The organism is Planotetraspora silvatica (assembly GCF_016863315.1).
Lineage (GTDB): Bacteria > Actinomycetota > Actinomycetes > Streptosporangiales > Streptosporangiaceae > Planotetraspora > Planotetraspora silvatica.
Map to the genome: position 1 here is coordinate 1 of NZ_BOOQ01000015.1, position 25,088 is coordinate 25,088.

20 protein-coding genes and 1 pseudogene are annotated in these 25,088 nt (G+C 70.7%); 13 read left to right on the forward strand and 8 right to left on the reverse strand.

Annotated features, from left to right (window positions below; genetic code table 11):
• Together Psi02_RS12470 and Psi02_RS12475 are read right to left on the reverse strand one after the other, a co-directional pair.
• On the reverse strand, positions 1–2,544 hold a 2,544-nt coding region (locus Psi02_RS12470; RefSeq protein WP_203973683.1), incomplete at its 3' end, for an AAA family ATPase.
• Between the two features lie 13 nt (positions 2,545–2,557).
• Positions 2,558–3,253 (reverse strand): hypothetical protein, encoded by a 696-nt coding sequence (locus tag Psi02_RS12475; RefSeq protein ID WP_203973685.1) that lies wholly within the window; start codon positions 3,251–3,253, stop codon positions 2,558–2,560.
• 213 nt (positions 3,254–3,466) lie between these two features.
• Between Psi02_RS12475 and Psi02_RS12480 the strand changes: the two genes are divergently transcribed.
• Complete coding sequence (locus Psi02_RS12480; protein WP_203973687.1) at positions 3,467–4,468, forward strand: pirin family protein; 1,002 nt, start codon at positions 3,467–3,469, stop codon at positions 4,466–4,468.
• A 157-nt stretch (positions 4,469–4,625) separates the two neighbouring features.
• Positions 4,626–4,949 (forward strand): carboxymuconolactone decarboxylase family protein, encoded by a 324-nt coding sequence (locus Psi02_RS12485; protein ID WP_203973689.1) that lies wholly within the window; start codon positions 4,626–4,628, stop codon positions 4,947–4,949.
• A 7-nt stretch (positions 4,950–4,956) separates the two neighbouring features.
• On the opposite strand, the gene Psi02_RS12490 is transcribed toward Psi02_RS12485, so the two are convergent.
• A complete protein-coding gene (locus Psi02_RS12490) occupies positions 4,957–6,216 on the reverse strand; it encodes a nucleotide sugar dehydrogenase (RefSeq protein WP_203973691.1) in 1,260 nt (419 codons plus the stop codon).
• 135 nt (positions 6,217–6,351) lie between these two features.
• On the opposite strand from Psi02_RS12490, the gene Psi02_RS12495 reads away from it, so the two are divergent.
• A complete protein-coding gene (locus Psi02_RS12495) occupies positions 6,352–8,637 on the forward strand; it encodes a hypothetical protein (protein WP_203973693.1) in 2,286 nt (761 codons plus the stop codon).
• On the opposite strand, the gene Psi02_RS12500 is transcribed toward Psi02_RS12495, so the two are convergent.
• Together Psi02_RS12500 and Psi02_RS12505 are read right to left on the reverse strand one after the other, a co-directional pair.
• Positions 8,634–9,452, reverse strand: a complete 819-nt coding sequence (locus Psi02_RS12500; protein WP_373317627.1) for an aldo/keto reductase — start codon at positions 9,450–9,452, stop codon at positions 8,634–8,636. The two genes, Psi02_RS12495 and Psi02_RS12500, sit on opposite strands and share 4 nt — an antisense overlap.
• A 14-nt stretch (positions 9,453–9,466) precedes the next feature.
• Positions 9,467–10,429: a glycosyltransferase family 2 protein gene (locus Psi02_RS12505; RefSeq protein WP_203973697.1), complete on the reverse strand. Its 963-nt coding sequence runs from the start codon at positions 10,427–10,429 to the stop codon at positions 9,467–9,469.
• A gap of 77 nt (positions 10,430–10,506) precedes the next feature.
• On the opposite strand from Psi02_RS12505, the gene Psi02_RS12510 reads away from it, so the two are divergent.
• From Psi02_RS12510 to Psi02_RS12545, 8 genes are all read left to right on the forward strand, one after another.
• Positions 10,507–10,971, forward strand: coding sequence for a GtrA family protein (locus tag Psi02_RS12510; RefSeq protein ID WP_203973699.1), 465 nt, complete (start codon positions 10,507–10,509; stop codon positions 10,969–10,971).
• A 108-nt stretch (positions 10,972–11,079) separates the two neighbouring features.
• Complete coding sequence (locus Psi02_RS12515) at positions 11,080–12,147, forward strand: glucose-1-phosphate thymidylyltransferase (protein ID WP_203973701.1); 1,068 nt, start codon at positions 11,080–11,082, stop codon at positions 12,145–12,147.
• Positions 12,144–12,842, forward strand: a complete 699-nt coding sequence (locus tag Psi02_RS12520; RefSeq protein WP_203973703.1) for a class I SAM-dependent methyltransferase — start codon at positions 12,144–12,146, stop codon at positions 12,840–12,842. Before Psi02_RS12515 ends, Psi02_RS12520 begins: the two co-directional genes overlap by 4 nt.
• Before the next feature lie 7 nt (positions 12,843–12,849).
• Positions 12,850–13,938 carry a glycosyltransferase family 4 protein gene (locus Psi02_RS12525; RefSeq protein WP_203973705.1) on the forward strand — a complete coding sequence of 363 codons (1,089 nt, stop codon included), beginning with the start codon at positions 12,850–12,852 and terminating at the stop codon, positions 13,936–13,938.
• Positions 13,935–15,272, forward strand: coding sequence for a polysaccharide biosynthesis protein (locus Psi02_RS12530; RefSeq protein ID WP_203973707.1), 1,338 nt, complete (start codon positions 13,935–13,937; stop codon positions 15,270–15,272). The genes Psi02_RS12525 and Psi02_RS12530 overlap by 4 nt, the downstream gene beginning before the upstream one ends.
• A gap of 66 nt (positions 15,273–15,338) precedes the next feature.
• Positions 15,339–15,956, forward strand: coding sequence for a methyltransferase domain-containing protein (locus tag Psi02_RS12535; RefSeq protein WP_203973709.1), 618 nt, complete (start codon positions 15,339–15,341; stop codon positions 15,954–15,956).
• A 7-nt stretch (positions 15,957–15,963) separates the two neighbouring features.
• On the forward strand, positions 15,964–16,947 hold the full coding sequence (locus tag Psi02_RS12540; protein WP_203973711.1) for a polysaccharide deacetylase family protein: 984 nt from the start codon (positions 15,964–15,966) through the stop codon (positions 16,945–16,947).
• The gene (locus tag Psi02_RS12545; protein WP_203973713.1) at positions 16,944–18,128 is read left to right on the forward strand and encodes a glycosyltransferase; all 1,185 of its coding nucleotides are present in this window, start codon (positions 16,944–16,946) and stop codon (positions 18,126–18,128) included. Before Psi02_RS12540 ends, Psi02_RS12545 begins: the two co-directional genes overlap by 4 nt.
• Positions 18,129–18,138: 10 nt before the next feature.
• Here the strand turns inward: Psi02_RS12545 and Psi02_RS40080 are convergent.
• The 3 genes and pseudogenes from Psi02_RS40080 to Psi02_RS12555 all read right to left on the reverse strand — a co-directional run.
• Positions 18,139–19,086, reverse strand: a pseudogene (locus tag Psi02_RS40080) (acyltransferase family protein); the annotation flags it as partial.
• A 2-nt stretch (positions 19,087–19,088) separates the two neighbouring features.
• Entirely contained in the window at positions 19,089–21,419 is a 2,331-nt protein-coding gene (locus tag Psi02_RS12550; protein ID WP_203973715.1) for a hypothetical protein, read from the reverse strand.
• Positions 21,416–22,690 (reverse strand): hypothetical protein, encoded by a 1,275-nt coding sequence (locus tag Psi02_RS12555; RefSeq protein ID WP_203973717.1) that lies wholly within the window; start codon positions 22,688–22,690, stop codon positions 21,416–21,418. The genes Psi02_RS12550 and Psi02_RS12555 overlap by 4 nt, the downstream gene beginning before the upstream one ends.
• A 267-nt stretch (positions 22,691–22,957) precedes the next feature.
• Here Psi02_RS12555 and Psi02_RS12560 point away from each other — a divergent pair, with 267 nt between their 5' ends.
• Both Psi02_RS12560 and Psi02_RS12565 read left to right on the forward strand, forming a co-directional pair.
• Entirely contained in the window at positions 22,958–24,133 is a 1,176-nt protein-coding gene (locus Psi02_RS12560) for a glycosyltransferase (protein ID WP_203973719.1), read from the forward strand.
• Positions 24,130–25,086 (forward strand): NAD-dependent epimerase/dehydratase family protein, encoded by a 957-nt coding sequence (locus tag Psi02_RS12565; RefSeq protein WP_203973721.1) that lies wholly within the window; start codon positions 24,130–24,132, stop codon positions 25,084–25,086. Before Psi02_RS12560 ends, Psi02_RS12565 begins: the two co-directional genes overlap by 4 nt.
• Positions 25,087–25,088: the final 2 nt, after the last annotated feature.

Here is a 25,088-nt window from a genome sequence, read left to right on the forward strand (position 1 = left end):
GGGACCGGCCGGAGGCGGCCCGCCGTTCCAGGGCACGAAGTCCGGCTGGATCACGTACCCGTTGCCGCCGGCGTTCGGCGGGGCGAAGACCGCCGACTGCGTGCTCCCCACCGGTGCCACCGCGGTGGAGGTGGTCACGGCGGCCGGCTCCAGTTCCAGGACCCGGCTCACCGGGACCGGCAACTCGACCTCGACCCGGCTGTGGGTGCGGTGGGCCTCGGCGGCTGCGACGTGGTAGGCCTCGATCTCGTCGTAGAACGGGTCGGAGGTGTAGATCGTGCCGTCGATGAGCGGGCCGCGCGTGCTCTCGATGACCGCGACGACGTCCTCACCGTCGAGCGTCTTGTGCGTCTCCAGGGCGTGGGCGACGCACAGCACCTCACGGCGGTTGTCCCGCAGCAGCGCCTCGGTCCTGGCCAGCAGGCGGACGAGGTTGTGCTCGATGCGCTCGCCCAGCATGTCCGGAACGATGTCGTCGCGCCGCGAGGACGGCTCGTTCCCGGAGCCGGCTCCTCCCTCGCCGGTCTTGGGCTTCTGCACCGGCTTGCCCGCCATGATCTGGAGTTCCTGCAGCGCGGGCAGTGACGAGACGCCGACGCCCATCCCCCAGTAGGACTCCATGAGCCCGGTGACATAGGTGGCGGAGGTCAGGTCCCCGGAGACGCCGGAGGAGTTGTCGTCGGAGAAGAACATGCGCTCACCGGCGAGGGACGCCAGGGAGACCATGACGTCCGCCTCGTACTCCGAGCGCCATCCCGTGAACTGGTCCTCCGGCTTGATGCTGGAGACCATGCCCAGGTAGTCGGCGCCCTTCTCGATCGTCGCGAGGTCGATCTCGAGGTGGTGCCGCGTCCGGTAGGCCACCACCGCGTGGCACGCCTCGTGGACGGCCACCGCGTGCCGCTCGCGCTCGATGTACTCGACGTTCTCGGGCGGGCCGAGTTGCTTGAGCCGCTTGGCGCGCACCACGTCCGACCACTGGATGACCTCGCGGCCGTCCCGGATCGCGTTGATCAGGGACTCGTTGACCAGGTCCTTGATGGTCGCGCCCGTGGCGTACGGCGTTATGGTGGCCAGCTTGTCGATCTGGGCCTCGGTGAGCTGGTGCTGCACCTTGTCGAAGTAGCCCTCGTAGGTGCGGATGCGACCGGCCTTCGACGGATAGCCGACCTTGTAGATGCGGTCGATGCGGCCGGGCCGCAGCAGAGCCTCGTCGAGGGCGTTCGGCATGTTGGTGGCCATCATGACGAGGATCCGGTACTTGGGCGGCGGCTTGGGCCGCATGCCGAGCAGTCGCCGGACGTGCCGGTTGACGATCCCGCGTGGCTTCTTCAGACCGGACAGCTCGGTCAGCAGCGCCTGGAGGGTTCCCGGGTCGCCGCCACCGCCGCCCATCATGTTGCCGCCCATGACGAACCGGTTGCGCCGAGCCGGCTGTCCTTCGTCCTGCTGCCCGTTCATCGACTGCCGCGCGATCATCGAACGGACGTCTTCCGACAGGTAGGAGAAACCGTGGCAGCCGGCCTGCGCGCCGAACCGGCCCTGCCCCTGGGGACCCTGCTGGGCGAGGCTGCCGCGCCGGCCGAGGGAGTCCGCCTCGTCGAAGAAGACGATGACCCCGCCGTACCGCAGCGCGAGCTTGCGCAGCTTGCGGAACAGCGACTTCACCTTCAGGATGCCGATGCCCATGAACATGTTGACGAACGCGCCCGGGTCGACGAAGACGTACGGCCTGCCCGTCTCGCCCGCGACGGCCTCGGCCATGAGGGTCTTGCCGGTCCCCGGCGGCCCCCACAGGAGCAGGCCGCTCGGCACGTAGCCGCCCTTGTCCTCGATCTCGTCGGGCCGCTCCAGGAAGACGATGTTCTCCTTGACCCGCTCCACCACGTGGTCCTGGCCCCAGACATCGGAGAACCGCGTCTTGATGTCGTCGGGGAAGTAGGTCTCGACGCCGCCTCGCGACAGCAGCCAGAACATGCCGATGAACTGGAAGGCGATGAAGAAGAACGCGAAGGCCAGTTGCGCGGCGTACGGCAGGGCGCTCCAGAGCAGCTGCGGCGCCTTGAACAACGCCAGTACGGGCGAGGTGTCGAGGACGGCCCCGAGGATCAGGGCGAGGACCACGAGCCAGAACAGCCACTTGAGCATCCGCGCCATGCGGAAGCGGTTCCAGTCGCTGAAGCGCCTCTTGCTCCAGCGGTCGGAGCCGCCGAAGACCTTGTGGGTCCAGAACCGGTGGTAGCCCGCCGACCGCTCGCTGATCAGGAAGTGCGCCTGGCGCAGGACCTCGATCCCCATCAGGACGAAGATCCACGGCCTTTCCCTGGCCGTCACCACGAGGGCGTCGGAGAACGACATGATGCCGGTGAAGGACACCACGTTGTACCAGACGAGGACCAGGTAGATGATGCTGAAGATCAGCAGGAACTTGGCACGGTCCCACAGAGAGATCTTCTTACGGGTCTTGGGGTCCCGGTCGTCGGGTCCCGAGCCGGGCGGGCGCAGCCCCTCGGGGTGGACGTGCGGCGGTGGCGCCGTGTTCATATGAGGGGCTCCTTCATTGGTTGAGAAGTCGCGTGACCTTGAAGGACTGGGCGATCTGGTCGATCTCCTTGGACCGCTGCTGGTAGCACGCCGCCGAGCAGCGGATCAGCAGGGTCGAGATGCGTGAGCCGTCAGCCGACAGGTACGACGTCTCATCGAAGGTCTGCACCCCGTTGGCGAGACGGAAGTTGAAGACGCTCCGCACCCCCCGGACACCGTCCTGGGTGGGCAGCACCTGGTCGCCCAGGAGCTCGAAGTTCTTGAACGGATACTCCGCCGCCGACTCCATCTGCTTGCGCGTGTCGTCCGGTACGGCGACCGGCAGCCCGATGGCGTTGCGCATGGAGTCGAGCGAGACCTGGTTCCGCTGGGACTCGGTGAGCGTCTGGACCTTCGCCATCACGAACGGCTGGTCCTCGGATCCGCCGGTGCCGATCAGGAGATGATCGGCCGAGGGCTCGGCCTGGGCGTCGTAGGCGACGCTCCAGGTGAGCTGCTTCTGGACCTGCGCCGTCGCCGACGACGGGTCGCCGAACAGCTGCCCCTCGAGTGCTGCCTGGTCCACTTTCTTCCACGCCGAGGGAACCTTGAAGTAGGTGCCCCCGTCGGCGTCCTTCACGTAGGTGTACTCGGGTCCGGCGCAGCCGGACAACAACAAGGCGGCCGCAGCCGCCGTTATGACCCCCGATATCGCCCGCGATCTATCCACCTGGGCCCAACCTCCGCTTTGCGGGTCTACGAGGTACTACTGCCCGTTTTCTCAGTATCACTCTCAGCCCAGGTCTCGGACAGACTGGAAAACTTGACCAAATCTTGGCCCGATGCTGGCTGCACTTGTGACACGAGGGGAGGAAACCTTGGTGGAGGAATAGTTGATCCGTCAATAGTTGTTGCGCGGAGCGTATTCGACAGAGGAGACCCGATGCCAGCCATCACCGCAGACACGCTTACGCTTCCCCGCCTCCCCCGGCTGCCCGAGGCGGCCACGACGTGGCGTCCCGTCGCCCGCGTCGTCACGGCGCAGCGCTTCCTCGAGGGAGAGGGCTTCGCCGTCCGGCGCCCGTTCCCCGGCGTGGACCTGTCGCTCGCCGACCCTTTCCTGCTTCTCGACCACATGGGGGCCGTGGAGTACGCCCCCGGTGAGGCGAAGGGCACTCCCTGGCACCCGCACCGCGGCTTCGAGACGGTGACGTACATCATGGACGGCGCCTTCCAGCATCGGGACACGAACGGGGGCGGCGGGCTCATCTCCGATGGCGATACCCAGTGGATGACCGCCGGAAGCGGCCTGCAGCACATCGAGCAGCCCCCGCCGGAACTCGTCGCCAGCGGCGGCCTGTTCCACGGAGTGCAGCTCTGGGTGAACCTGCCGCGCGCCCAGAAGTGGGTGCCGCCGCGCTACCAGGACATCCGCGGGGGCGATGTGAAGCTCCTGGCCAGTGACGACGGCTCGTCCCTCGTCCGGGTCATCGCGGGCTCGCTCGCCGGATACGAGGGCCCGGGGGCGACCTACACCCCCATCACCTACGTCCACGCGACGGTGGCCCCCGGCGCGCGGCTGGCCCTCCCGTGGCCCGCCGACTTCAACGCCATGGTCTACGTCCTGAGCGGCGAGGGGAGCATCGGCCCGGACGACCGGACGCTCCGCGAGGGACAACTCGGCGTGTTCGGCGGCTACAAGGGCACCGCGGGCGCGCTGAGCATGCGCGCGGCGGACAACCAGCCGCTCGCCTCGCGCCAGGGCTGGGAGATCCTCGTGCTCGGCGGCCTGCCGATCCGCGAGCCGGTCGCCCGTTACGGGCCGTTCGTCATGAACACCCGCGAGGAGATCGTCACGGCCTTCGAGGACTTCCAGGCGGGCAGGATGGGCGTGGTCCCCGCGGAGCACGTCCCCCACCGGTCGGCCGTGGACGAGTCCTTGTAAGTCAGAACGTAAGCCAGAACGGCGCAACGTTCATGCAACCGTCCTCTTGCGACAATGCGCTCGCACAGGGCCACCCGGCCATGTAACGCCTGATCCCCCCGAACGCGACATATCCGTGCATGTCTCGAAATTTGGGCCGACGGACGTGGAGTGCCGCATGAGCGACAGCATCGATGACCTCGACCGCCGGGCCAGGAGCCTGGAATTCGGGATGGCGGTCGAGCACACGTTCGCGGAGGTGTGGTCGGGAGACGCGCTGACCATCAGGGATCGGCGCCTGCTGCTCCTGGGCCTGCTCGTGGCCCAGGGGCTGGACGATGTGATCGCGCCGCAGCTGGACGCGGCTCTGCGCACCGGGGAGCTGACGCCGAGTGAGCTGCGCGAGATCGTCGTCTTCCTGACCCACTACGCGGGCTGGCCCCGCGGGGCGAAGTTGAACGCCCAGGTCGAGGACCTGATAGCCAGGTTCATGGCCGCCTGAGGCGGGCTCACAGTCTCTCGACGTTGGGTCCGCGGCAGCGGTTGCGCGTGTCGAAGACGAACTCGCTCGACCGCTGCACGAGGTCGTAGTCGAAGCGGTCGTGGTCGGTGAGGACCACGACCGCGTCGGCCCTGGCCAGCTCCTCGCCGGTCGGCTCCACCAGCTCGATCCCCACCGGCAGCAGGAAGTCGTCGACGTGCGGGTCGGCGGCCCTGACCTCCGCGCCGAGCTTGCACAGGGCCTTGGCCACCTCGATCGCGGGAGACTCGCGGCAGTCGCCCGCGTTCTTCTTGTACGAAAGACCGAGCAGGAGGAACCGGCTGCCCCTGATCGAGCGGTAGCGCTGGTTCAGCGCCAGGCCGAGCCGGTGGACGACGTGTTCCGGCATGTGGTCGTTGATGTCGTTGGCCAGCTCCACGAACCGGAAGTTGTGCCCGAGGCTGCGCTTGACCTTCCACGACAGGTATGACGGGTCGATCGGCAGGCAGTGGCCGCCGACGCCGGGGCCGGGAGTGAAGCGCATGAAGCCGAACGGCTTGGTGGAGGCCGCGTCGACGGCCTCCCACACGTCGATGCCGAGCTGCCTCGCGAAGATCGCCAGCTCGTTGACCAGCGCCACGTTGACGTGCCGGAACGTGTTCTCCAGGAGCTTGCACAGCTCCGCCACCCGGAGCGAGGAGACCGGGACCACCTCGCGGACGATCCGGCTGTAGAACGCCTTGACGTGCTCGAGGGAGACCGCGTCGATGCCGGACACGACCTTCGGCGTGTTGTCCAGCCGCCACCGGGTGTTGCCCGGGTCGATCCGTTCCGGGCTGTACCCGAGGTGGAAGTCCTCCGGCGTCCGCAGGCCCGAGCCGTCCTCGAGCAGCGGTCTGAGGTACTCCTCTGACGTGCCCGGATAGGTGGTGGACTCCAGGATCACGGTCACGCCCGGCCGTAGCAGCGGCGCGATCGACTGGCCGGCGGAGCCGATGTGCCGCAGGTCGGGCACGCCGTCGCGCAGCGGGGTCGGCACCGAGATGACGCAGACGTCGAATCCCTCGGCGTCGGCGTAATCGGTGCTCACGCGGTACCGCCCCGATCCGAGGGCGGCGGCGAGCACACCGTCGGGGACGTCCCCGACGCACGACTCGCCGGCGGCGAGACGCTTGACCCGCCACTCGTCGACGTCGATCCCCACGACGTGGAACCCGGCCTCGATCGCACGCATCGCCAGAGGCAGCCCGACATAGCCCTGCCCCACGACCACCAGCCTGTCTCCCATGCCCCACGACTGTAAGAGCCCGGCTCCACGCCCCCGTTCGGGCGGCCTCCCACTCCGGCAAAGGAATCGCAAGAACATCACCGCGCCGATCATGGAAGGGCGGTCCGAAACGTCCGGCCGATCAAGATTGCGCGCATGGCCGAGATCATCGCCGTCAGACCACCCAGGATCGACCCGCCTCGCCGGCCGTCCGCGGGCGAGCGCCTCGGGTCACGGCTCCTGTGGCCGCGGTGGCTGCCTGCGGCGTCCGCCGCGGTCTTCAGCGTCGCGGTGCTCGTCGCCTACGGCGTATCCGTCCGCGACATCGTCGTCTTCTGCGGCTACGTCGCGCTCTGCCTGGGCCTCCCGGGCGTGCTGATGGTCCGCGCGCTGCTCGGCGGGACGCGGTCACACGCCGAGGAGATCGCCCTGGGCCTGACCCTCGGTTACGCCGTGGAGGTCGCCGCCTACATCGCCGCGCGCGCCGTGGGCGCCCCCCTGCTGGTGCTGGCCTGGCCCGCAGGCGTCGTCGGGGCGTTCCTGGTGCTCCCCCGGCTGCGTGCACACTGGCGGCCCGGGCGGCGGCCGCGCCCTCCCGTCTGGTGGTCGTGGTCGATCGCGCTGGTCGTCGTCTATCTGGTCGCGTGGAGCGCGCGCACGGTCTTCAGGGCCACCCCCGTGACCTGGCCCGGACTCGCGGGCTCGTTTCAGGACATGTCCTACCATCTGGCCCTGATCGGTGAGCTGAAGCACCACGTGCCGCCGACCCTGCCGATGGTCGCCGGAGAGCCCCTCTTCTACCACTGGTTCGTCTACGCGCACCTCGCCGCGGCGAGCTGGATCACCGGGATCGAACCGGTCGTGCTCCTGCTCCGGCTGGCCATGCTGCCGATGCTGGCCGCGCTGATCGTGCTGGTCGGGATGCTCGCGCAGCGGATGACGGGCTCCCGGCCCGCCGCCCTGCTCGCCGTCCTCGGCACGCTGTTCGTGGCGCCGCCGAGCCTCTACCTGGGCACCAACGGGGCGTTCACCTGGGGCGGCGTGCCCGACCTCCTGTGGACCAGCCCGACCCAGACCTTCGGCTCCCTGCTGTTCGTCCCCGTCGTGCTGTTCCTCACCGATCTCCTCGGCCGCCGCGGGCCGGCGCGTGGCCGGTGGCCGCTGCTGGGCGTCCTCCTCCTGGCGCTGTCCGGCGCGAAGGCGACCTACCTGCCCCTGCTCGGCGCGGGCCTCGGCCTGGTGGTCGCGGTCCAGGTGGTGCGGCGCCGGTCGCCGTGGGCCGCAGTCGCGGCGCTCGGCATGACGGCCGTCTGCTTCGGCTACGCACAACTCGTGCTCTTCGGGCACACCAGGCAGGGCATGCTGGTCGAGCCGTTGTACTCCATACGCACCACGTGGGAGGAGCAGACCGGCCTGATCGGCCCGGCCGGGCCCTCCGCGCCCGTCCTGTACGGCATCGCGGCGGTGCTCGCGCTGTGCTGGGGCGTCGCCTGGTCGGGAGCCTTCGGGCTGCTCGCGCGGCCACGCCTGCTCGTCCGGCCCGATCTGGTCCTCATACTCGGGTTCGGCGCGGCGGGGCTGGGGACGTTGTTCCTGCTCGGGCACCCGACGAGGAGCCAGCTCTTCTTCGTGTGGGGGGCGGGCCCGTACATGGTGATCGTCGCCGTCCACGGGCTCGTGGTCCTGCTCCGCCGTGCGCGCCTCAGCAGGCGGACGATGGTCACGGCCGCCGGGGGCGGGATGCTCGCGGCCTACCTGATCCCGGTGATCTGCGGGGTCAGGGTGCCGCTGAGCCCGGGCCGGCAGGACGTCGCCCTGTTCCTCCCGTACGTCGTCTTCGTGGCCGTGGCCCTCGTCGCGGCCGCCGCGCTGTGTCTCGCCCGCGGCCGCGTCCGGGCGTGGGCCGTCATGAGTGTCGCCCTGGCCGCCGTCGGCCTGCCCGCCGACGTCCATGCCCGGGTGCTCGCCGTCGGGCGAGACGTTCCCACGGCCGCGGACCCGGGCGTCGCCGTACCGCAGGGCACGATGACGGCCGCGCGCTGGCTTCGCGCCAATTCCGACCCGGACGACCTGGTCGCCACGAACGCCCACTGCCTGTGGGGACAGGACGAGCCCTGCGACAGCCGCCACTTCTGGGTGTCCGCGCTGTCGGAGCGGCGCGTGCTGGTGGAGGGCTGGGCGTACGCCCCGAAGAACCTCGACACCTGGCTTCCGGGCGAGCAGCCCTTCGAGCGCCCCTTCTGGGACACGGCCCGCATCCAGGCCAACGACGCCGTCTTCACCGCGCCGTCCGCCGCCGCCGTACGGGGACTGCGGGACCGGTACGGCGTCCGCTGGCTGTTCGCCGATGAGCGCCTGCTGCCCCCCGGGTCGGCACTCGGCGAGTTCGCGAGCCTCCGGTTCCGGTCCGGCGAGTACGCCGTCTACCGGATCCCGGGTTAGAAGGAGGCGTCGGGGTCGGCGCCGAGCCGGCTGCCGGTGTCCATCCCCGCCATGAACTCCATGTCCTCCGCGTCGAGTTCGAAGCGGAAGACGTCGGCGTTCTCCCTGACGCGGGAGGGCGTCACGGACTTCGGGATCGCGGCGTTGCCCAGCTGGAGGTGCCACCTGAGCACGATCTGGGCCGTGGTCCTGCCGTGCTTGGCCGCGAGGCCTTCGAGCGTGGGATCGCGCAGGAGGTCCCTGCCCCGGCCGAGGGGGCTGTAGGCCATCGTCGCTATCCCCCGCTCCGCGTGGAAGGCGCGCAGGTCCGCCTGGGCCAGGTTCGGATGGAGCTCGACCTGGTTCACCGCGGGCACGACGTCGGACTCGGCGGCCAGGCGCCCGATCGCGCCGGCGGTGAAGTTCGACACCCCGATCGCGCGGACGCGGCCCTCCGCGTAGAGGCTCTCCAGGGCGTGCCAGGTCTTCACGTACATGTCCCGCCCGGGGCAGGGCCAGTGGATCAGGTAGAGGTCCACGTGACCGAGACCCAGGCGGTCCGCGCTCGCGTCGAACGCCCGCAGCGCCTCGTCGTAGCCGTGGTCGTCGTTCCACACCTTCGTGGTGACGAACACCTCAGCGCGCGGCACACCGGAGGCGCGTACGGCACGGCCCACCGACTCCTCGTTCCCGTAGCGGCTGGCGGTGTCGAGGCAGCGGTAGCCGGCCGCCAGCGCCGCGGCCACCGCCGGGCCGGCGCCGTCCGCGGGCACTCTGCCCACGCCGAAGCCGAGCCGCGGCATGACGACGCCGTTGTTGAGCGTGAGCGTCCGCACGTCCGGCATCCCTGTCACAGGTGGGCGTGCGCGTCCGGCCGGGTCGCCGGCACGCCCGGGCCGGCGAGTTCGCGGACGACGTACGCCGGCCGGCCCATTCCGCTTCCGTGGATGCGCCCGACGTACGCGCCGAGGATCCCGATGGCCGTCAGCTGGACCGCGGAGAAGATCGCGACCATCGAGGCGAGCATGGTGAAGCCCGCCACCTTGGTGTCGCCCGCGGCGAAGCTCCACAGGACCACTCCCGCGAGCGCCAGGCCGACGAAGCCCACGAGGAACCCGAGGTAGCTCGCCGCACGGAGCGGCGCCGTGCTGTAGCCGAGCAGCATGTTGACGGCATGCCGGACCAGCAGGCGCGGGGTGTAGTTCGACCGGCCTGCGTGCCGTTCGCTCATGAGCACCCGGACCGAGCCGACCCGCGTCGTGACCCATGACAGCGCCACGTCGACGGACACGTGCGGCCCGGACAGGTCCCGGAAGCCGTCGCGCAGGGCCGTGCGGAATGCGCGGAACGAACTGATCGTCCGCGCGTGCCGGATCCCCAGGACCGCGGCCATCCCCGCCTTCACGGACCTGGAGGCGAGGCTGCGCGCGAAGCCGTGCTCCTCCTCCCGCGGCACGCCGTACACCACGTCGAGAAGGTCGCCCTCGAGCGCGGCGAGCAGGAGCGGGACCTCCTCGGGCAGGTGCTGGAGGTCGTCGTCCATGGTGACGACCACGTCGAACCGTGCCTCCCTGATGCCCGCGACCAGTGCGTTGTGCTGGCCGTAGTTGCGGGACAGGCGGATCGCCCGCACGGAGTCGAAGCGCCGGGTGAGTGCGGCCGCCGCCTGCCAGGTGTCGTCGGGGCCGCCGTCGACCGCGAGGACGACCTCGTGCCGCGGCGAGATCCCGCGCAACACCGACACGAGCCGGGGAACCAGGACAGGAAGTGTTCTCGCGGAGCGGTAACACGGAATGACGACCGACACTGACATTGATCCCCCGACATGATCCATGGATTCCCGCGAGGCAGTTAGGCTCCTCTCGGTCCGGCCCTATCGAGGAGCTTCAGGTGATTGAAATAGCGACCGCCGCCGCGGGCGACGGGAATTCGAAGACCACACGGTCCGCCCTGCGCGCGGCTCTCAGCCGGGAGCGCATCACATATATGGCGGCCGGCGCCACGACCGCCCTCGTCTATTACGTTTTCCTAGGCCTAGGATTGCTCGTGACTGGAGATCGGGTTCCTTACCTTTTTCTTGTCGCCGCCTGTTATTCGGCCACGGTGCCGGCCGCCTATCCCGTGTACCGGCGGCTGGTCTTCCGCGACGCCGGCGGGTCGTGGCTCACCGGCTGCCTGCGGTTCTACGCCGTGGGGGCGTCCTTTCTCGCGGTGTCGATGACCGGCGTGCCCCTGCTGGTGGAACTCGCCGGATTTCCCGTCCTCGTGGCACAGGGACTCATCATCATCGCGAGTCCTCCATTGACCTACCTAATACACAATAAATGGACTTTTCGCTCCGGGCAGCCGGTCTAATATTGGCAACGTCTCGCATCCTGTTCAACAAAAGCCGACGCGCCGGGGCACATCGATTCCCCATTGGCATAAATTCAGGCCCCGGACCTTCGTGGAAGGACACGGGCGATGAAGGCACTTGTTCTGGCCGGCGGCAAGGGCACCAGGTTGCGCCCGCTGACACATACGTCGGCGAAACAACTGGTGCCCGTCGCCAACAAGCCCGTGCTCAATTACGGGCTCGAGGCGATTCGTGACGCCGGGATAACCAGTGTGGGAATGGTCGTCGGCGACACCGGTTCCGAGATCATGCGAGCCGTCGGGGACGGCTCCGAATTCGGCCTCGACGTGACCTACATCCCGCAGGAGGCCCCGCTCGGACTGGCCCACTGCGTACTGATCGCCGCGGAGTTCCTCGCCGACGAACCGTTCGTCATGTACCTGGGGGACAACCTGCTCGTCGGCGGCATCTCGAGCCTCGTCGAGTCCTTCCGCCACCGACCGTGCGACGCGCAGATCCTGCTCACCAGGGTCGCCGATCCCCGGCTCTTCGGGGTCGCCGAACTCGGCCCCGAGGGGGAGATCGTCGGCGTCCAGGAGAAGCCCCTCGTCCCCCGGAGCGACCTCGCCATCGTCGGCGTCTACTCGTTCTCACCGGCGATCCACCAGGCGGTGCGGGCGGTCAGGCCGTCCGCACGCGGGGAACTGGAGATCACCGATGCCATCCAGTGGCTGATCGATACCGGCCGTTCGGTGCGGTCGCACGTGGTCACCGGTTACTGGAAGGACACCGGGCGGGTCCAGGACCTGCTGGAATGCAACCGCATCGTCCTGGAACTGGTCGAGCAGGACATCCGCGGGACCGTCGACGGCCTGACCGAGATCACCGGCAGGGTGTCCGTCGAGCCCGGAGCGGTGGTGGAGAACTCCGTGCTCCGGGGGCCGATCGTCGTCGGAGCCGACACCAAGATCCTTTCATCGTATGTCGGGCCCTTCACGTCGATCGGCCCGGAGTGCGTCATCCAGGACGCCGAGATCGAGGACTCCATCGTCCTCGGCGGCTCGTCCGTGCACGGCGTCTCCCGCGTCGCCCACTCGCTCATCGGGCGCAACGTCGAGGTCAGCCGTGCCGTGGGCACGCCCAACATCCACCAGCTCGTGGTCGGCGACCACAGCAAGATCCAGGTGCGCGCATGAGGACCACGGAGATCCGCCGCATGGTCGAGATCGAGGAGCGGCACTGGTGGTACCGGGAGCGCCGCGCCCTGCTCGCCCGCGAACTCCGCCGCATCCGGAAGGTCGGAACGGCGCTCGACATCGGCGCCGGCGGCGGGGGCAACACCCGGGTGCTGCTGGCACACGGGTGGCACGCGATGGCCGCGGACTACTCCGAGACGGCGGTCGAGCTCGCCCGCGAGCGCGGTCTCGAGGCGATCCACGCCGACGCGCAGGACCTGCCGCTCCCGCCGATGGCGCTGGACCTCGTCCTCGCGTTCGACGTGCTGGAGCACATCGAGCGCGACGACCTGGCCGTCAGGGAGATGGTGCGCGTGCTCCGCCCGGGCGGCACGGCGCTGATCACGGTGCCCTGCGACATGGCCCTGTGGTCGGCCCACGACGTGGCGTGCCAGCACCAGCGGCGGTACTCCAGGGAGGGACTCGTCTCCCTCCTCACCGGGGAAGGCCTGGTCCTCGACCGCGTACGCAGCTGGAACGTGCTGCTCAGGCCGGTCGCCTCCTGGCGCAGGAGGCGCTGCACCGGCTTCGATCTCGAGGAGACGCCGCGCCTGGTCGACGCGCTGCTCACGGCGGTCGTGCGGACCGAGAGGTTCCTCCCGGTCGGATCGTTGCCCGGCGTCTCCCTCATCGTGCGGGCGCACCGGCCGAGATGAGGACGACGTGAGGATCCTGCAGGTGAGTTACCGCCTGCCGCCTGAACCCGGCGGGCTCGAGCGCCACGTCCAGCGCCTGGCCCGCGAGCAGGTCAGATCCGGGCACGAGGTCCTCGTGGCCCGCAGGAGCGGGCACGCCCCCGAGGGCACGCGCGCGCTGCGGGTGACGCCCACCGGGGCCGGCAGGATCGCGTCGCTCAAGTCCGACGTGCTCGCGTTCGCCGTGGACTGCGCCCGCGCGCTCCGGAAGGCCGGTCCGCTCGACGTCGTCCACCTGCACGGCGACCACCGGGAGGCGCTCGCCATCGGACCGGCCGCGCGGCGCCTGGGGATCCCGGTCGTGCTCACCGTGCACGGGTCGCTGTCGGCGCACCACCGGGCGATCATGCCGCTCGCCTTCCGCCATGTCCGCGGCTTCGTCACCGTGGGGAAGCGGCCGGCGGCCGAACTCGCGAAGGTCGGCGTCCCCGCGACGAGGATCCACCAGATGTCCAGCGGTCTCGATCTGGCCCGGATGGAGCCGTTCCGCGAATCGCACCGGTTCGACCCCGGCCTCATCGTCAGCGTCGGTTCCCTGGAGAAGGTGAAGAACCACGCGCTGACCCTCGACGCCTTCCGCCGGCTGCGGATCCTCCGTCCGCACGCGCGCCTGGTCATCGCGGGGGACGGTCCCGAGCGCCGGCATCTCGAACGGCTCGCGGGGCCGGGGGTGGAGTTCACCGGGCGCCTGACGGAGGACGAGGTGTACGCGCTGGTGAGCCGGGCCCACGCCTTCGTGCTCGCCTCCCGGCGCCTTCCGTCGATCGGAGAGGGAATCCCCACCGCCGCCCTCGAGGCGCTCGCGCTGGGCACCGCCGTCATCCTCTCCTCTGACATCTCGCTCGACCCCGTCGTGACCGACAGGACCGCCTACCGCACCTTCCGGAGCGGATCCGCGCCGGAGTTGCTGGCGCAGATGGCGGCGGCGATCGACGACGACACTCCCCGCGCCGAGGTCGCCGAACGCGGCCGGCGAGCGGTGGCCGGCCTCGACTGGCCGGCGGTCGCCGCCGCGGTCGGCGGCTGGTACGAGCGGTTCGGCATCGGCTTCAGGTGACCGGCCGGTTCAGCCCGCCTGGCCGGCGTCACCTGCACACCTTCACCTCCCTGACGGCGGCGGGCCTCGCCGAGGCCGTCGTGTCCTCGCTCGGCGTCGTCGCCCTGGTGCGGCTCACGGGAACCGAACGGGCCGGGCAGGCGATCTTCGCGCAGTCGGTGGCGGGCGTCTGGTTCCTGCTGTGCGACCCCCGCCTGGAGAACGCCGCCCAGCGGTTCGTCCCCGCCGAGCACCGGGCGACGGGAGGAGGGTCCGCCCTCTTCCTGCGCCTGGTCCGCTGGGACGTGGCCGGCCGTGTGGCGACGACCGTGCTCGGCCTCGCCGCGGTGCCCGTCACGTGGCTGCTGGGCTTCGCCGGGCCGGGCCTGGCGCTCATGCTCGCCCTCGCCGTCGTCGCGCGCGGCCTCACCGGGCCGAACGGCGCGCCCCGCGCGGCGTTCGCGCTGACCGACCGGCTGCGCTCCTTCGGGGTGCTGCGTCTCGCGTGCGCCGGCTTGTCTCTGGCGCTGTCGGTGGCGGGAATGCTCGTGTGGGGCGCGCCGGGCTTCCTGGCCGGGCAGGCGGTGAGCGCGCTGGTGGTCGCCGTGACGCAGATCGTCCTGGCCGTGCGCGCGGTGCGCGCGGCGATGGGCCCGCCCGGCCGGCCGGGTCCGGTTCCCCCGGGCCTCCTGGGCTTCACCGTCAAGGCGTCCGGCGGCACGGCCCTGGCGGAGGTGTCCGACTCCGGCATACTCGCCGTCGCGGGTCTCCTCGGGGGCTCCACGCTCGTGACCCTTCTCAAGATCGCATCTGCTCCCGGGCGGCTCTACGCGTCGATGATCATGCCGGTGGCCTCGATGTTGTACCCGCGGTTGTGCCGGGCCGTCGCGGACGGAGAGGTGAGCACGCGCGGCCGCCGGGACCTCCGGCGGGCCACCCTCCTGCTCGCCGCCGTGGGCACGCTCACGCTGGGCGTCGCCGTCCTCGTCGTCGACGACGTCCTGCGCCTCGTCTACGGGAGCCGGTACGGCGGGCTCGCCGCGGTCGCCGCGGTCCTCGTCGCCGCCGCGTGCGTGAAGGGGCTGGTCTGCTGGTCGAACGTGCTCCCCCTCGCTCTGGGCCGGCCGGGCTGGCGGCTCGCCTACCTGGGGGCGGAGGGGCTCGCCCTGGTCGGGCTCCTCCTGCTCGCCGGCCTCGCCGCGCGGGACGCCGCGGGGACGTCGCTCCTGTTCGCCTGTGGGACGCTGGCCGTCTCCGTCTGCTGCGCGGGCACCTGGCTCACCCTGCTGGGCAGGTTCGCCGACGACGACGCCAAGGAGCCCAAAAGGCCGCTCCGGGCCGGCGTCCGTTCCTGAAAGACACGATCATCTGGCGCGTGTCGGCGTGGCGCGCCCAGGGGCGGCGGTGCTCCTGTGGCCACCATGAAGCAGCTCACCAGGAAGGTCGAGGTCGCCCGGCGGCACGGCGCCGGAAGCGTCTCCAAGGCCCTGACACTCCGGGCCCTGCGGTTTCCCCTGTGGCTGGTGTACCGGCCGGAGAAATGGCATCTGCGTGGATTCCACACGACCAACTACAAGAAGATGGCGGTGGCCCTCGCCCACGAGGTGCCCGCGCCCCTGAACGTGGTCGTCGACGTCGGGTGCGGCCTGGGCGAGATCCTCAACCGGGTGGACGCGCCGCGCCGGATCGGCCTCGACGTCGAGCCCGGGGTCATCTCCTGGGCCCGGCTCCTGCAGCGCTTCACCCGGTCGGACGTCGAGTTCAGGGCCGGGAGCTTCGAGTCGCTCACGCCGGCCGACCCCGAAGTGATCGATCTCGTGATCGCGCTCGGCTGGTTCCACTACATGGCGGACGAGTGGATCGAGGACCGGATGCGCACGCTGCTCGCGACCCGGCGGGTCCGCTACGTCATGGTCGACGAGTTCCCCGCCCAGGCCGGCCGGATCGAGGGGATCTTCGACGACTTCGGCGAGCCCGTACGGCGCTGCCACGACTGGCAGGACGGCAAGACCCTGTTCCTCTACCGCTGCGACGGGTGACCGGCCGATGGGAGACCAGACCTTCCTCATCACCGTCGACGTGGAGGCCGACGACGCGTGGGACCACTCCAGGCCGGTCACCACCGAGAACGCCGCCTGCCTTCCCCGCTTCCAGGCGATGTGCGAACGGCACGGACTGCGGCCCACCTACCTCGCCGACTGGACGATGGCGTGCAGCCCCGTGTTCCAGGCGTTCGGACGGTCGGTCGTGGAGCGCGACGCGGGTGAGATCGGCATGCACCTGCACGCCTGGACCACGCCTCCCTTCGTGCCCCTGACTCAGGACGATCACCGGTGCAAGCCGTTCCTGATCGACTTCCCGGAGACCGTCATGGCGGCGAAGATCGAGACGGCGACGCGTGCGCTGGAGACGGCCTTCGGCCTCTCCCCCACCAGTCACCGGGCCGGCCGGTGGATGCTGGACGCCGCCTACGCGCGCCTGCTCATCGAGCACGGCTACCTGACCGACTGCTCGGTGACTCCGGGCGTCTCCTGGAAGGGCACGTGGGGAGCGCCGGGCGGCGCCGGGCCGCAGGACTACTCGCGGTTCCCCTCCGCTCCGTACTTCGTCGACCCCATGGCCGTCGACCGGCCCGGACGCTCCCCGCTTCTGGAGGTGCCGATGACCATCACCCCCCGCCGGCACCCGCGGCCGGTGGAGACGGCGCGCCGTCTCGTCTCCCGTTCCGGCCTCTCCAGGCGCGTCTGGGGGCGGCTTTTCCCCGAGACCGCGTGGATGCGCCCGAACGGCAGGAACCTGGACGGCATGCTCGGCCTCGCGCGCGCGGCGCGGGAGGACGGACGCGATCACGTCGAGTTCATGCTGCACTCGTCGGAGCTCATGCCGGGCGGCAGCCCGTACTTCGGGAGCGCCCGCGCGGTCGAGGGGCTCTACCGGCACCTCGACGTGCTCTTCGCCCACGTGTCCGGCGAGTTCGAGGGCCGGACGCTGTCGGAGTACCGCGCCCGCTTCACGGTGGGGACTCCGTGACCCGCGTCCACGTCTGCGAGGTGATCAAGACGCTGGACACGGGCGGGGCGGAGGTCCTGCTCGTCGAGCGCCTGCGAGCCGCTCCGCGCAGGGGCAGGCGCTACACCGTCGTGTGCCTGCGGGCCTCGACCGGGGAGCTCATCGGCCGGCTGCGCGCCTCGGGGATCGACGTCGTCGACCTGACCGCGTGCCCGCGCCCGTTCCGTCTCGCCCGCCTCGCGCAGGTGGTCGTCCGCCTCGCGCCCGACGTGGTCAACGTGCACTCGCCGGTTCCCGCGTCGGTGCTGCGGCCGCTCTGCCGTCTGTGGCGCAGGCGGCCCGCCGTGGTCTCGACCGTGCACAGCGTCCGGTTCCGCTGGCCCACGATGCTCCTCGACCGCGCGACGGGATGGCTGGACACCCATACGGTGGCCGTCTCCCCGCAGGTGGCCCGGGGCGCCACCACCTGGGGTTCCCGCCGCCTGTCGACCCGCGTCCACGGCGTCGACGTCGCCAGGCAACGACGCCGTGCCGAGCGGCGGGATGCCATCCGGCGTGAGTGGGACGTGCCCGAGGACGCCTTCCTCATCGTGCACGTGGCCAACTTCCGGCCGGTGAAGAACCACGCCCTGCTGGTCGACGCCGCCGCCGCCGTGACCGCCCGCGATCCCCGCGCCTGTTTCCTGCTCGCCGGATCCGGTCCCCTGCTCGACCGTACGGCCCGCAGGATCGCCGGCCTCGGCCTCACCTCGGTCCGGCTGCTCGGGCCCGTGCCCGACGCGGGCCGCCTGATCGCCTCGGCCGACCTGCTGGTGCTCAGCTCAACCTACGAAGGGCTGCCCGTCGTGGTGATGGAGGCGCTGGCCGCGGGTGTGCCGGTGGTCTCGACGGAGGTCGGCGGCGTCCCCGACCTGGTCAGATCCGGCCACAACGGCTACCTGACGCCGCCCGGCGACGCGGACGCCCTCGCCGCGGGCATCCTGGCCGCGATGCGGCCCGGCGAGCACCGCCGCCTTAGCGACGGCGCGCTCGCCGGATCCGGGCTCGTGGACATCACCCGCGCGGCCCGATGGTTCGACCGCCTGTACGACCGCCTGTCGGGACAGGCCCGCGCGCGGGCGCCTCGGCGGCCGCTTCCGGCAGCCACCGCAGTGTCCGCTCGCCCAGCCACCGCCGGGCGGGCTTCTCGAACACCTCGGTGAGGACGAGGCAGCCCAGGGCGAGCAGGGTGATGAACAGCAACCCCAGCCCCGGGCCGACCTCCGGGGCGCGGAGCCCCACGTAGATCAGCACGGAGTACAGCCAGATGTGCATCACGTAGAGGGCGTACGACGCGCGGCCGAGCTTGTCGCACAGGAGGCCGGTCACGCCGCTCGGCTCCGACCTCGCGCCCAGCAGCACCAGCACGGGGAGCACCACGAGGGCGCAGATCAGCTGCCCCACGTATCCCATCGGGATGAGCGCGAGCACCGGCAGCGCCAGGAGCAGGACGACGGGCCGAACGCGGGGGACGCGCAGGCGCTCGTGGTACCGGTAGATCAGCGCGCCGAGCAGGAACGCGTACATCACCCGGGCGAACCCGCCCGGGATGGTGAGCCACACGATGCCGAGCGCGGTCGACTTGAACGCGACGGCGGCGACGGACAGCAGCACGCCGCAGGCCACGAGTGTCCCGATCGCGAACCTGGTCCGCCGCAGGCGGTGCCACAGCACGACCCAGGTGGCGTTCGCGACGAGCTCGAAGAAGACCGACCACATCACCGGGTTGAGGGGGAACAGGCCGGCGGTGAACGGCGTCGGCAACATCAGCAGCGCGAAGGGGACGGTCAGCAGGAGGCCGGCCCAGCTCCACCCGGAGTCGTCCACGTGCAGGAGGATCGCCAGGAGGGCGTAGACGACGCCCAGGCCGATGCTCAAAATGTAGAGCGGATACAGCCGGACGAACCGGAGCCGCATGAAGGACCGCGCGGTCATGCCGTCGCGCACGCGGTCGTCGTACACGTGGGCGAGGACGAAGCCGCTGAGCCCGAAGAACAGGTCGACCGCGATCTGCGCGGACGGGATCCACGGGCGGAAGTAGTCCGGCATGTGGTGGGCGGCGATGCAGAACGCCGCGACCCCGCGGATCCCGTCCAGCGTCCGGTAGTTCTTGCGCCTCATCGTCAGGTCCTTGCCGTGGTGGTGTGCGGATCGGTCGGGCGGGCGGGGACCCGGTAGACGGCGTAGCCGCCGGAGCGGAACCGCAGGGTCGCGTACGCGCCGATGTCGGCGCCGGGCGGGACGCGGCTCTCGTCGGCCACCAGCCAGGCCACGCCGTACCGGTCGCGCAGGCGCTCGACGGAGGCCGCCGAGGGGGATGTGAAGACGGCGTCGTTGACCCGCAGCCGCTCGCCGTCCCAGAACGGCGACGACAGCAGCGGCGCGCCCGGACGCCATCGCGCCAGGTTGGCCGGCGTGTACGCCCAGCCCTCGACGAGGACGCGCCGCTCGGAGAGCGCGGTCACCCAGAAGTGCCTGCTGTCGCAGGGGGTCTCGCCTCCCCACCGGCAGTGTTCGTTGGTGGCGATCAGGTCGTCGGGCTCGGAGTGCGCGCGCAGCCAGCGCGCCGCCGCCATGGCGCCGGGCGGGGTCGTGACCGGTCCCTCGTCGGCGTCCTCGGCGACGGAGGCCGCCGTACCGTCCACGAGCAGTTGGAGACGGGTCTGCCAGGCGGCGGGTACGGCGGCGGCCGTCATCATGACGAGCACCAGGGTCCACGCGCGGAGCCGCCGCCTGAGCGCGACGACGGTGAGCGCCGCCGCGGCCGCCACGGCAACCAGGAGGAGGTGCGGCAGGTAGAGGGCGCTCTCCGGCTCATCCGGCCCGAGGGGCACGGTGACGGCGCACGCCGTGCGGATGGTGTACGCCACCGCGAGACCCGCGGCGGCCGCGCACCAGATCGCCGGTCGTGGCGTCCTCTCCCGCCGGGCCACCGCGAAGACGCCGTAGGCCGCGAGTATCGCCAGGTAGGGATAGGCCGCCTGCAGGAAGTACCCCTGGTTGAGCGTGGGGCTGCCCAGCGCCAGGATCGCCCCGAGTCCGCCCGCGCCCACGCCGATCATGAGGACCACGCCCGGCCGCCCGAGCGCCCGCGGCCTGCTCAGCAACCCGAGAGCCCCGCACCAGGTCGCCGCCCACGACAACACGTGCAACGACGCGATCCCGAGCACCGACGCCGCCCCCGGAGCCGCCTGGCCGTCCGAACCCGTCAGGTCCCGCCACGCCGGTCCCATGAGGGACAGCGGCTCGACGGAGGTGGCATAGCTTGCTCCGCCGTACAACACGAACTGCGCGTAGGCGAGACAGGCGCCCGCGGCCGCGAGCGCGGTGAGGGCGGGTGCGCGCGGCCGGCGCCGCCGCACGAGGTCCCCCGCGACCACCGCGGAAAGCCCCGCGACGAGCAGCGGCAGGTACGTCGCCTTGGCGCCCATGAGGGCGAGCAGCAGTACGGCGAACAGGAGCCAGGTCCGCACGGCCCGCCCGCGGCCCTCCAGGAGGTCGACGAGGAGCAGGACGACCGGCGCGAACACCAGCGCGCCGAGGGTCTGGGACGGACTCATCCACGGCGTGTGCTGGACGCCGGTCCACAGCAGGAGTCCGTTCGCGTTCAGGTAGAGGCTGGGGATCGCGACGAAGATCGTGCCCACGACCGCCAGCGCGGCGCCCGGCCAGGAGCCGATCACACGGCGGCCGATGGTCCCCACGATGACGACGAACGCCGCCAGCATGGGCAGCGCCGCGAGGCGGAGCAGCAGGACGACGGGGTCCACACCGGTGATCCAGCTCGCCGCCGCGAGGTGCGCGTAGACGAACCAGTGGTAGAGCAGGGGCTCTCCGGCGACCATCGGAAGGGTGGGCGGCATGTGGTGCCGCAACTCGCCGATCAGGGCGAGGTGGAACTGCAGGTCCGGATGGGACGCCGCGAGCGCCGGCCAGGTGAGCGCGGTGCTCCGGAAGAAGGTGAAGGCGCCCCACCCCACCAGGTACACGACCATCAGGCCGATGAACCACGACCAGGCGGCGGGCGCGGGCTTCCGTGCCGGTCGCCTCCAGTGCGGACGCAACCGGGGGACGGCGAGGAAGGCCGCGTACGTCGCGACCGGCCACGCCAGGACCAGCAGGGGTGCGCCCACCGCCCGGGCGGCGACGTATGCGGGGATCTCGACGGCGTAGCCGAGCGTCACCCCGAGGGCGATCTCCTCGGCCAGGGTGAGCGAGCCCCGGTACGACGCCCGGATCAGCAACTGGCCGGGAAACGCGAGGCACAGGAACACGTACGCCGCGAACCGGGCCGTCTCCCCCGGCGAGACGCCGAACCTCACGAGCACGGCGACGGTGAACGCGACGGCGAGCGCCGCGGGCGACCATCGCCAGACGCGGGAACGCCATATGCGGCCTCGCCGGCGTCCGCCCGTTTCCGCCGCCGGCTCCGCCAGTGACGACGTTGTGATCATGCGCGCAAGTTTGACGACGCGAATCCGCCGATCCCGTCCGGACTTTCCTGTGTGGCGATGTCCTTGCCGTTCCTTTGTCTCCCCGGCCGTGTTCTCGACCACGCGACCGCGGCCAAAAGGCTCGTGACCATCACGATGGGCATGCGCTGCCGGAATATCAGGCCGACATTGGCCATGGTGGTGGCATAGGTGATCAGGCCGGGAACGATGAACAGCAGCAGGATCACGAGCATGGCGCGATCGTCGCGCCACAACCGGCGGCCCCCGCGGAACGCGCTGTAGAGAATGAAATACCACACGAGCATGTCGACCTTGCCGAGCTGCAGGACCACGCTGCCGCCCATCCAGGGAAACGGCGCCAGCAACGTGTAGAGCAGTTTCGGGGCGATCGCATTCCAGGCGTTTCCGCCGTCGTCGAAAATCACGCCGGAACCGCCGTCGGCATTGGCGCGGCGGGCGAACTCCGACTGCCCGTATTCCAGCTGCCCCTGCATGATCTCGACCGGTCCCCCGTCGGCGCTCATGACGAAAAGCGCGGCGAGGACGGACACGATGAGGGCGATGTGCAGCGGGCGCGGAAGGGGCGACCTTCTGACCACCGCGGAACTGAGCACCAGCGGCACCGCGCACATCGCCACCATGTACGGCCGGACATACCACAGGGCCCACAACAAGGGCCCGAGGGCGAGGAGTCTGCGCACGTCGAAGCGCTGGGCGTTGGAGGCCGCGAGGGCCAGGCAGGACACGACGAGGAGCACGTTGAGGCCGTCCTTGAAGGTGTCCGACGTGTGCAGGAGGAACGCCGGCATGAAGGCCGTCACGACGAGCAGGAGGAACGCCGCCCGCTCGTCCGCGCCGACGATCAGCGCGAACCGGTACATGACGATGCACAGCAGGCACGCGATGAGCGCCACGACGCCCGTGCACGCGAACGGCGCCGGCCCCCCGCACAGATAGACGACGATCGCGAAGAGATTGCACGGAACGGCCGCGAAGGAAAGGGAGGGAATCTGCTCCGCCGTGACGAACTGGAATCCCTCGTTGCGCCAGTAGGCGGCGACCTCCACGGCCTTCATTTCGTACCAGAAGTTGTCGCCGCCATAGTGGATGAGGGAGCCGCGCAACACCAGGACGTGAACCAGCAATCTGGCGCCGTACGCCAGCAGGAGCACGGGCAGCGCCCGCCGCGCCACCGAGGCGCCCAGAGCGGCGCGAACAATAAGGACGAGGGCCGCCGTCGTGACGACGACGATGAGGAATTGCACGGACATCCGCCCTCGGTCGGCCTTTCAGGAATACGGCGCCAGCGACGCTAGCGCCGTGCCCGCGTGATATCGGCCGGGGCGAACGCCCATGGCACGGCGATTACCTTTTTCTGCGGATTCTTTCCGAGCGCTCCCCCGCGCGATTCACGCCCACCGGCGACTCGATCATGCGCGGGTCGGGATAGGGAAAACATTTCCCCTCCGCCTCCACAGCGCCGGTGAACAGACCAAAGGGCCAGCTAGCTTCTCCAAAGTGACCAAGAAGGAGCTCGCATGAAACCGGACGGCCGGATCCGTGTCATGCAGATCATCGCCCGGATGAATGTCGGCGGCCCGGCCACTCAGGTGTCCGGGCTGTCCGAGCGGCTCAACGCCGCGGAGTTCGACCACCGCCTCTACACGGGTTACGTCGACGGCGGCGAGGGAGACCACCTGCAGTTGCGTCATACGACGATCCCGGTCCACCGGATCCCCGGCCTCGGACGGTCGATCAAGCCCGCCGACGACTACCGCGCCCTGTTCCGCCTCATCAGCGCCATGCGCGAGTTCCGTCCCGACGTCATCCAGACCCGGACCACCAAGGCGGGGGCGCTCGGCCGGGTTGCGGCCCGCATGTCCGGCGTCGACGCGGCACGGGTCCACGTCTTCCACGGCCACCTTCTCCAGGGCTACTTCTCGGGGTTCAAGCGGTCGGTCTACACCCGGTCGGAACGCTTCCTCGCCTCCCTGTCCGACCGGCTGGTCACCGTCGGCGCCCGGGTCCGCGACGATCTCCTGGCGGCCGGCATCGGCAGGCCGGAACAGTACGTCGTGATCCCGCCGGGTGTCCGGCTCGGCCCGGTCCCGGACAGGGCCGAGGCACGCGCGGCACTCGGCATCCCCGCCGACGTCCCCGTCGTGGCGTACGTCGGCAGGCTCACCAAGGTGAAGCGGCCCGACCGGTTCGTCGACGCCGCGAACGCCGTACTCGAGCGGATCCCCGGCTGCCGCTTCCTCGTCTGCGGAAGCGGTGAGCTCAAGGAGGAGATGGAACGGAACGTCCACCCGATCTGGGACTCCTTCCGCCTCCTCGGCTGGCGGCGCGACGTCGAGACCGTGTACGCCGCGGCCGACGTGGTCATGCTGACCTCCGACAACGAGGGCACGCCCCTCGCGCTCGTCGAGGCGGGGATGGCGGGCGTCCCCGTGGTCTCCACCCGGGTCGGCAGCGTCGCCGAGGTCGTCCGCCACGGTTCCACCGGCCTGCTGGCCAATCGGGACGCCGGCGAACTGGCCGCGCACGCGATCCGCCTGCTGTCCGACCCGCATCTCGCCCGCGGCATGGGCGAGGCCGCCAAGGAGTGGACGACGCGCAACTTCGCGGTGGAACGGCTGGTCGCCGACACCGAGGCGCTCTACCGGTCGCTCCATGGCTCGTCGAAACCGCGCCGTGGAGTGAGCAGCCGGTGAAGGTCCTCGTCACGGGGGGCGCGGGGTTCATCGGCGCGAACCTCTGCCGCGCGCTCGCGGTCCGCCCCGAGATCGAACGCGTCACGGTCCTCGACGATCTGAGCAGCGGCGACCCCCGCAATCTCGACGGCGTCGACGTGGACCTCGTGCCGGGCAGCATCCTCGACCAGGGCCTGCTCTCCGGGCTCGTCTCCTCGGCGGGCACGGTGATCCACCTCGCCGCGCGCACATCGGTCCCGCGGTCCATCAAGGACCCCATCGCCGCGCACACCGTGAACGCGACCGGCACCCTCCACGTCCTGGAGGCCTGCCGCTCCGCCGGTCCCCACGTGATCCTCGCGTCCTCGTCGTCGGTCTACGGCGACGTCCTCGAGCCGTACAAGCACGAGGACCTCCCGACCCGCCCGCTCAGCCCGTACGGCGCCAGCAAGCTCGCCACCGAGGCCTACGCGGTCGCGTACGGGCGCAGCTTCGGGCTGCCGGTGCTGCCCTTCCGCTTCTTCAACGTGTACGGGCCGCTGCAATCCGCGGGACACCCCTACGCCGCCGTCGTCCCCGTGTTCCTTTCCGCGGCGCTGCGCGGCCGCCCCCTCCCGATCCACGGTGACGGAACCCAGGCCCGCGACTTCACCTTCGTGCGCTCGGTCACCGACGTCCTGGTGGACGCCACCCTGCGCCGGGTCACGAACCCCACGCCGGTGAACCTCGCGTTCGGCACCCGTGTCTCGCTGCTGGACCTGCGCGACCGGCTCGCGACCGTGCTCGGCCGGGACGTCGGCACCGAGTTCCTGCCGGCCAGGACGGGCGACATCCGCGAGTCCCAGGCGTCCAGCCGGCTGCTGCACGACCTGTTCCCGCAGGTTCGGCCCGTGTCGCTCGACGACGGCCTCCGCATGACCGCCGCCTGGCTGCAGCAGCAGGCCATGAGTTCCCAGCCAGTCTCTTACATGTAATG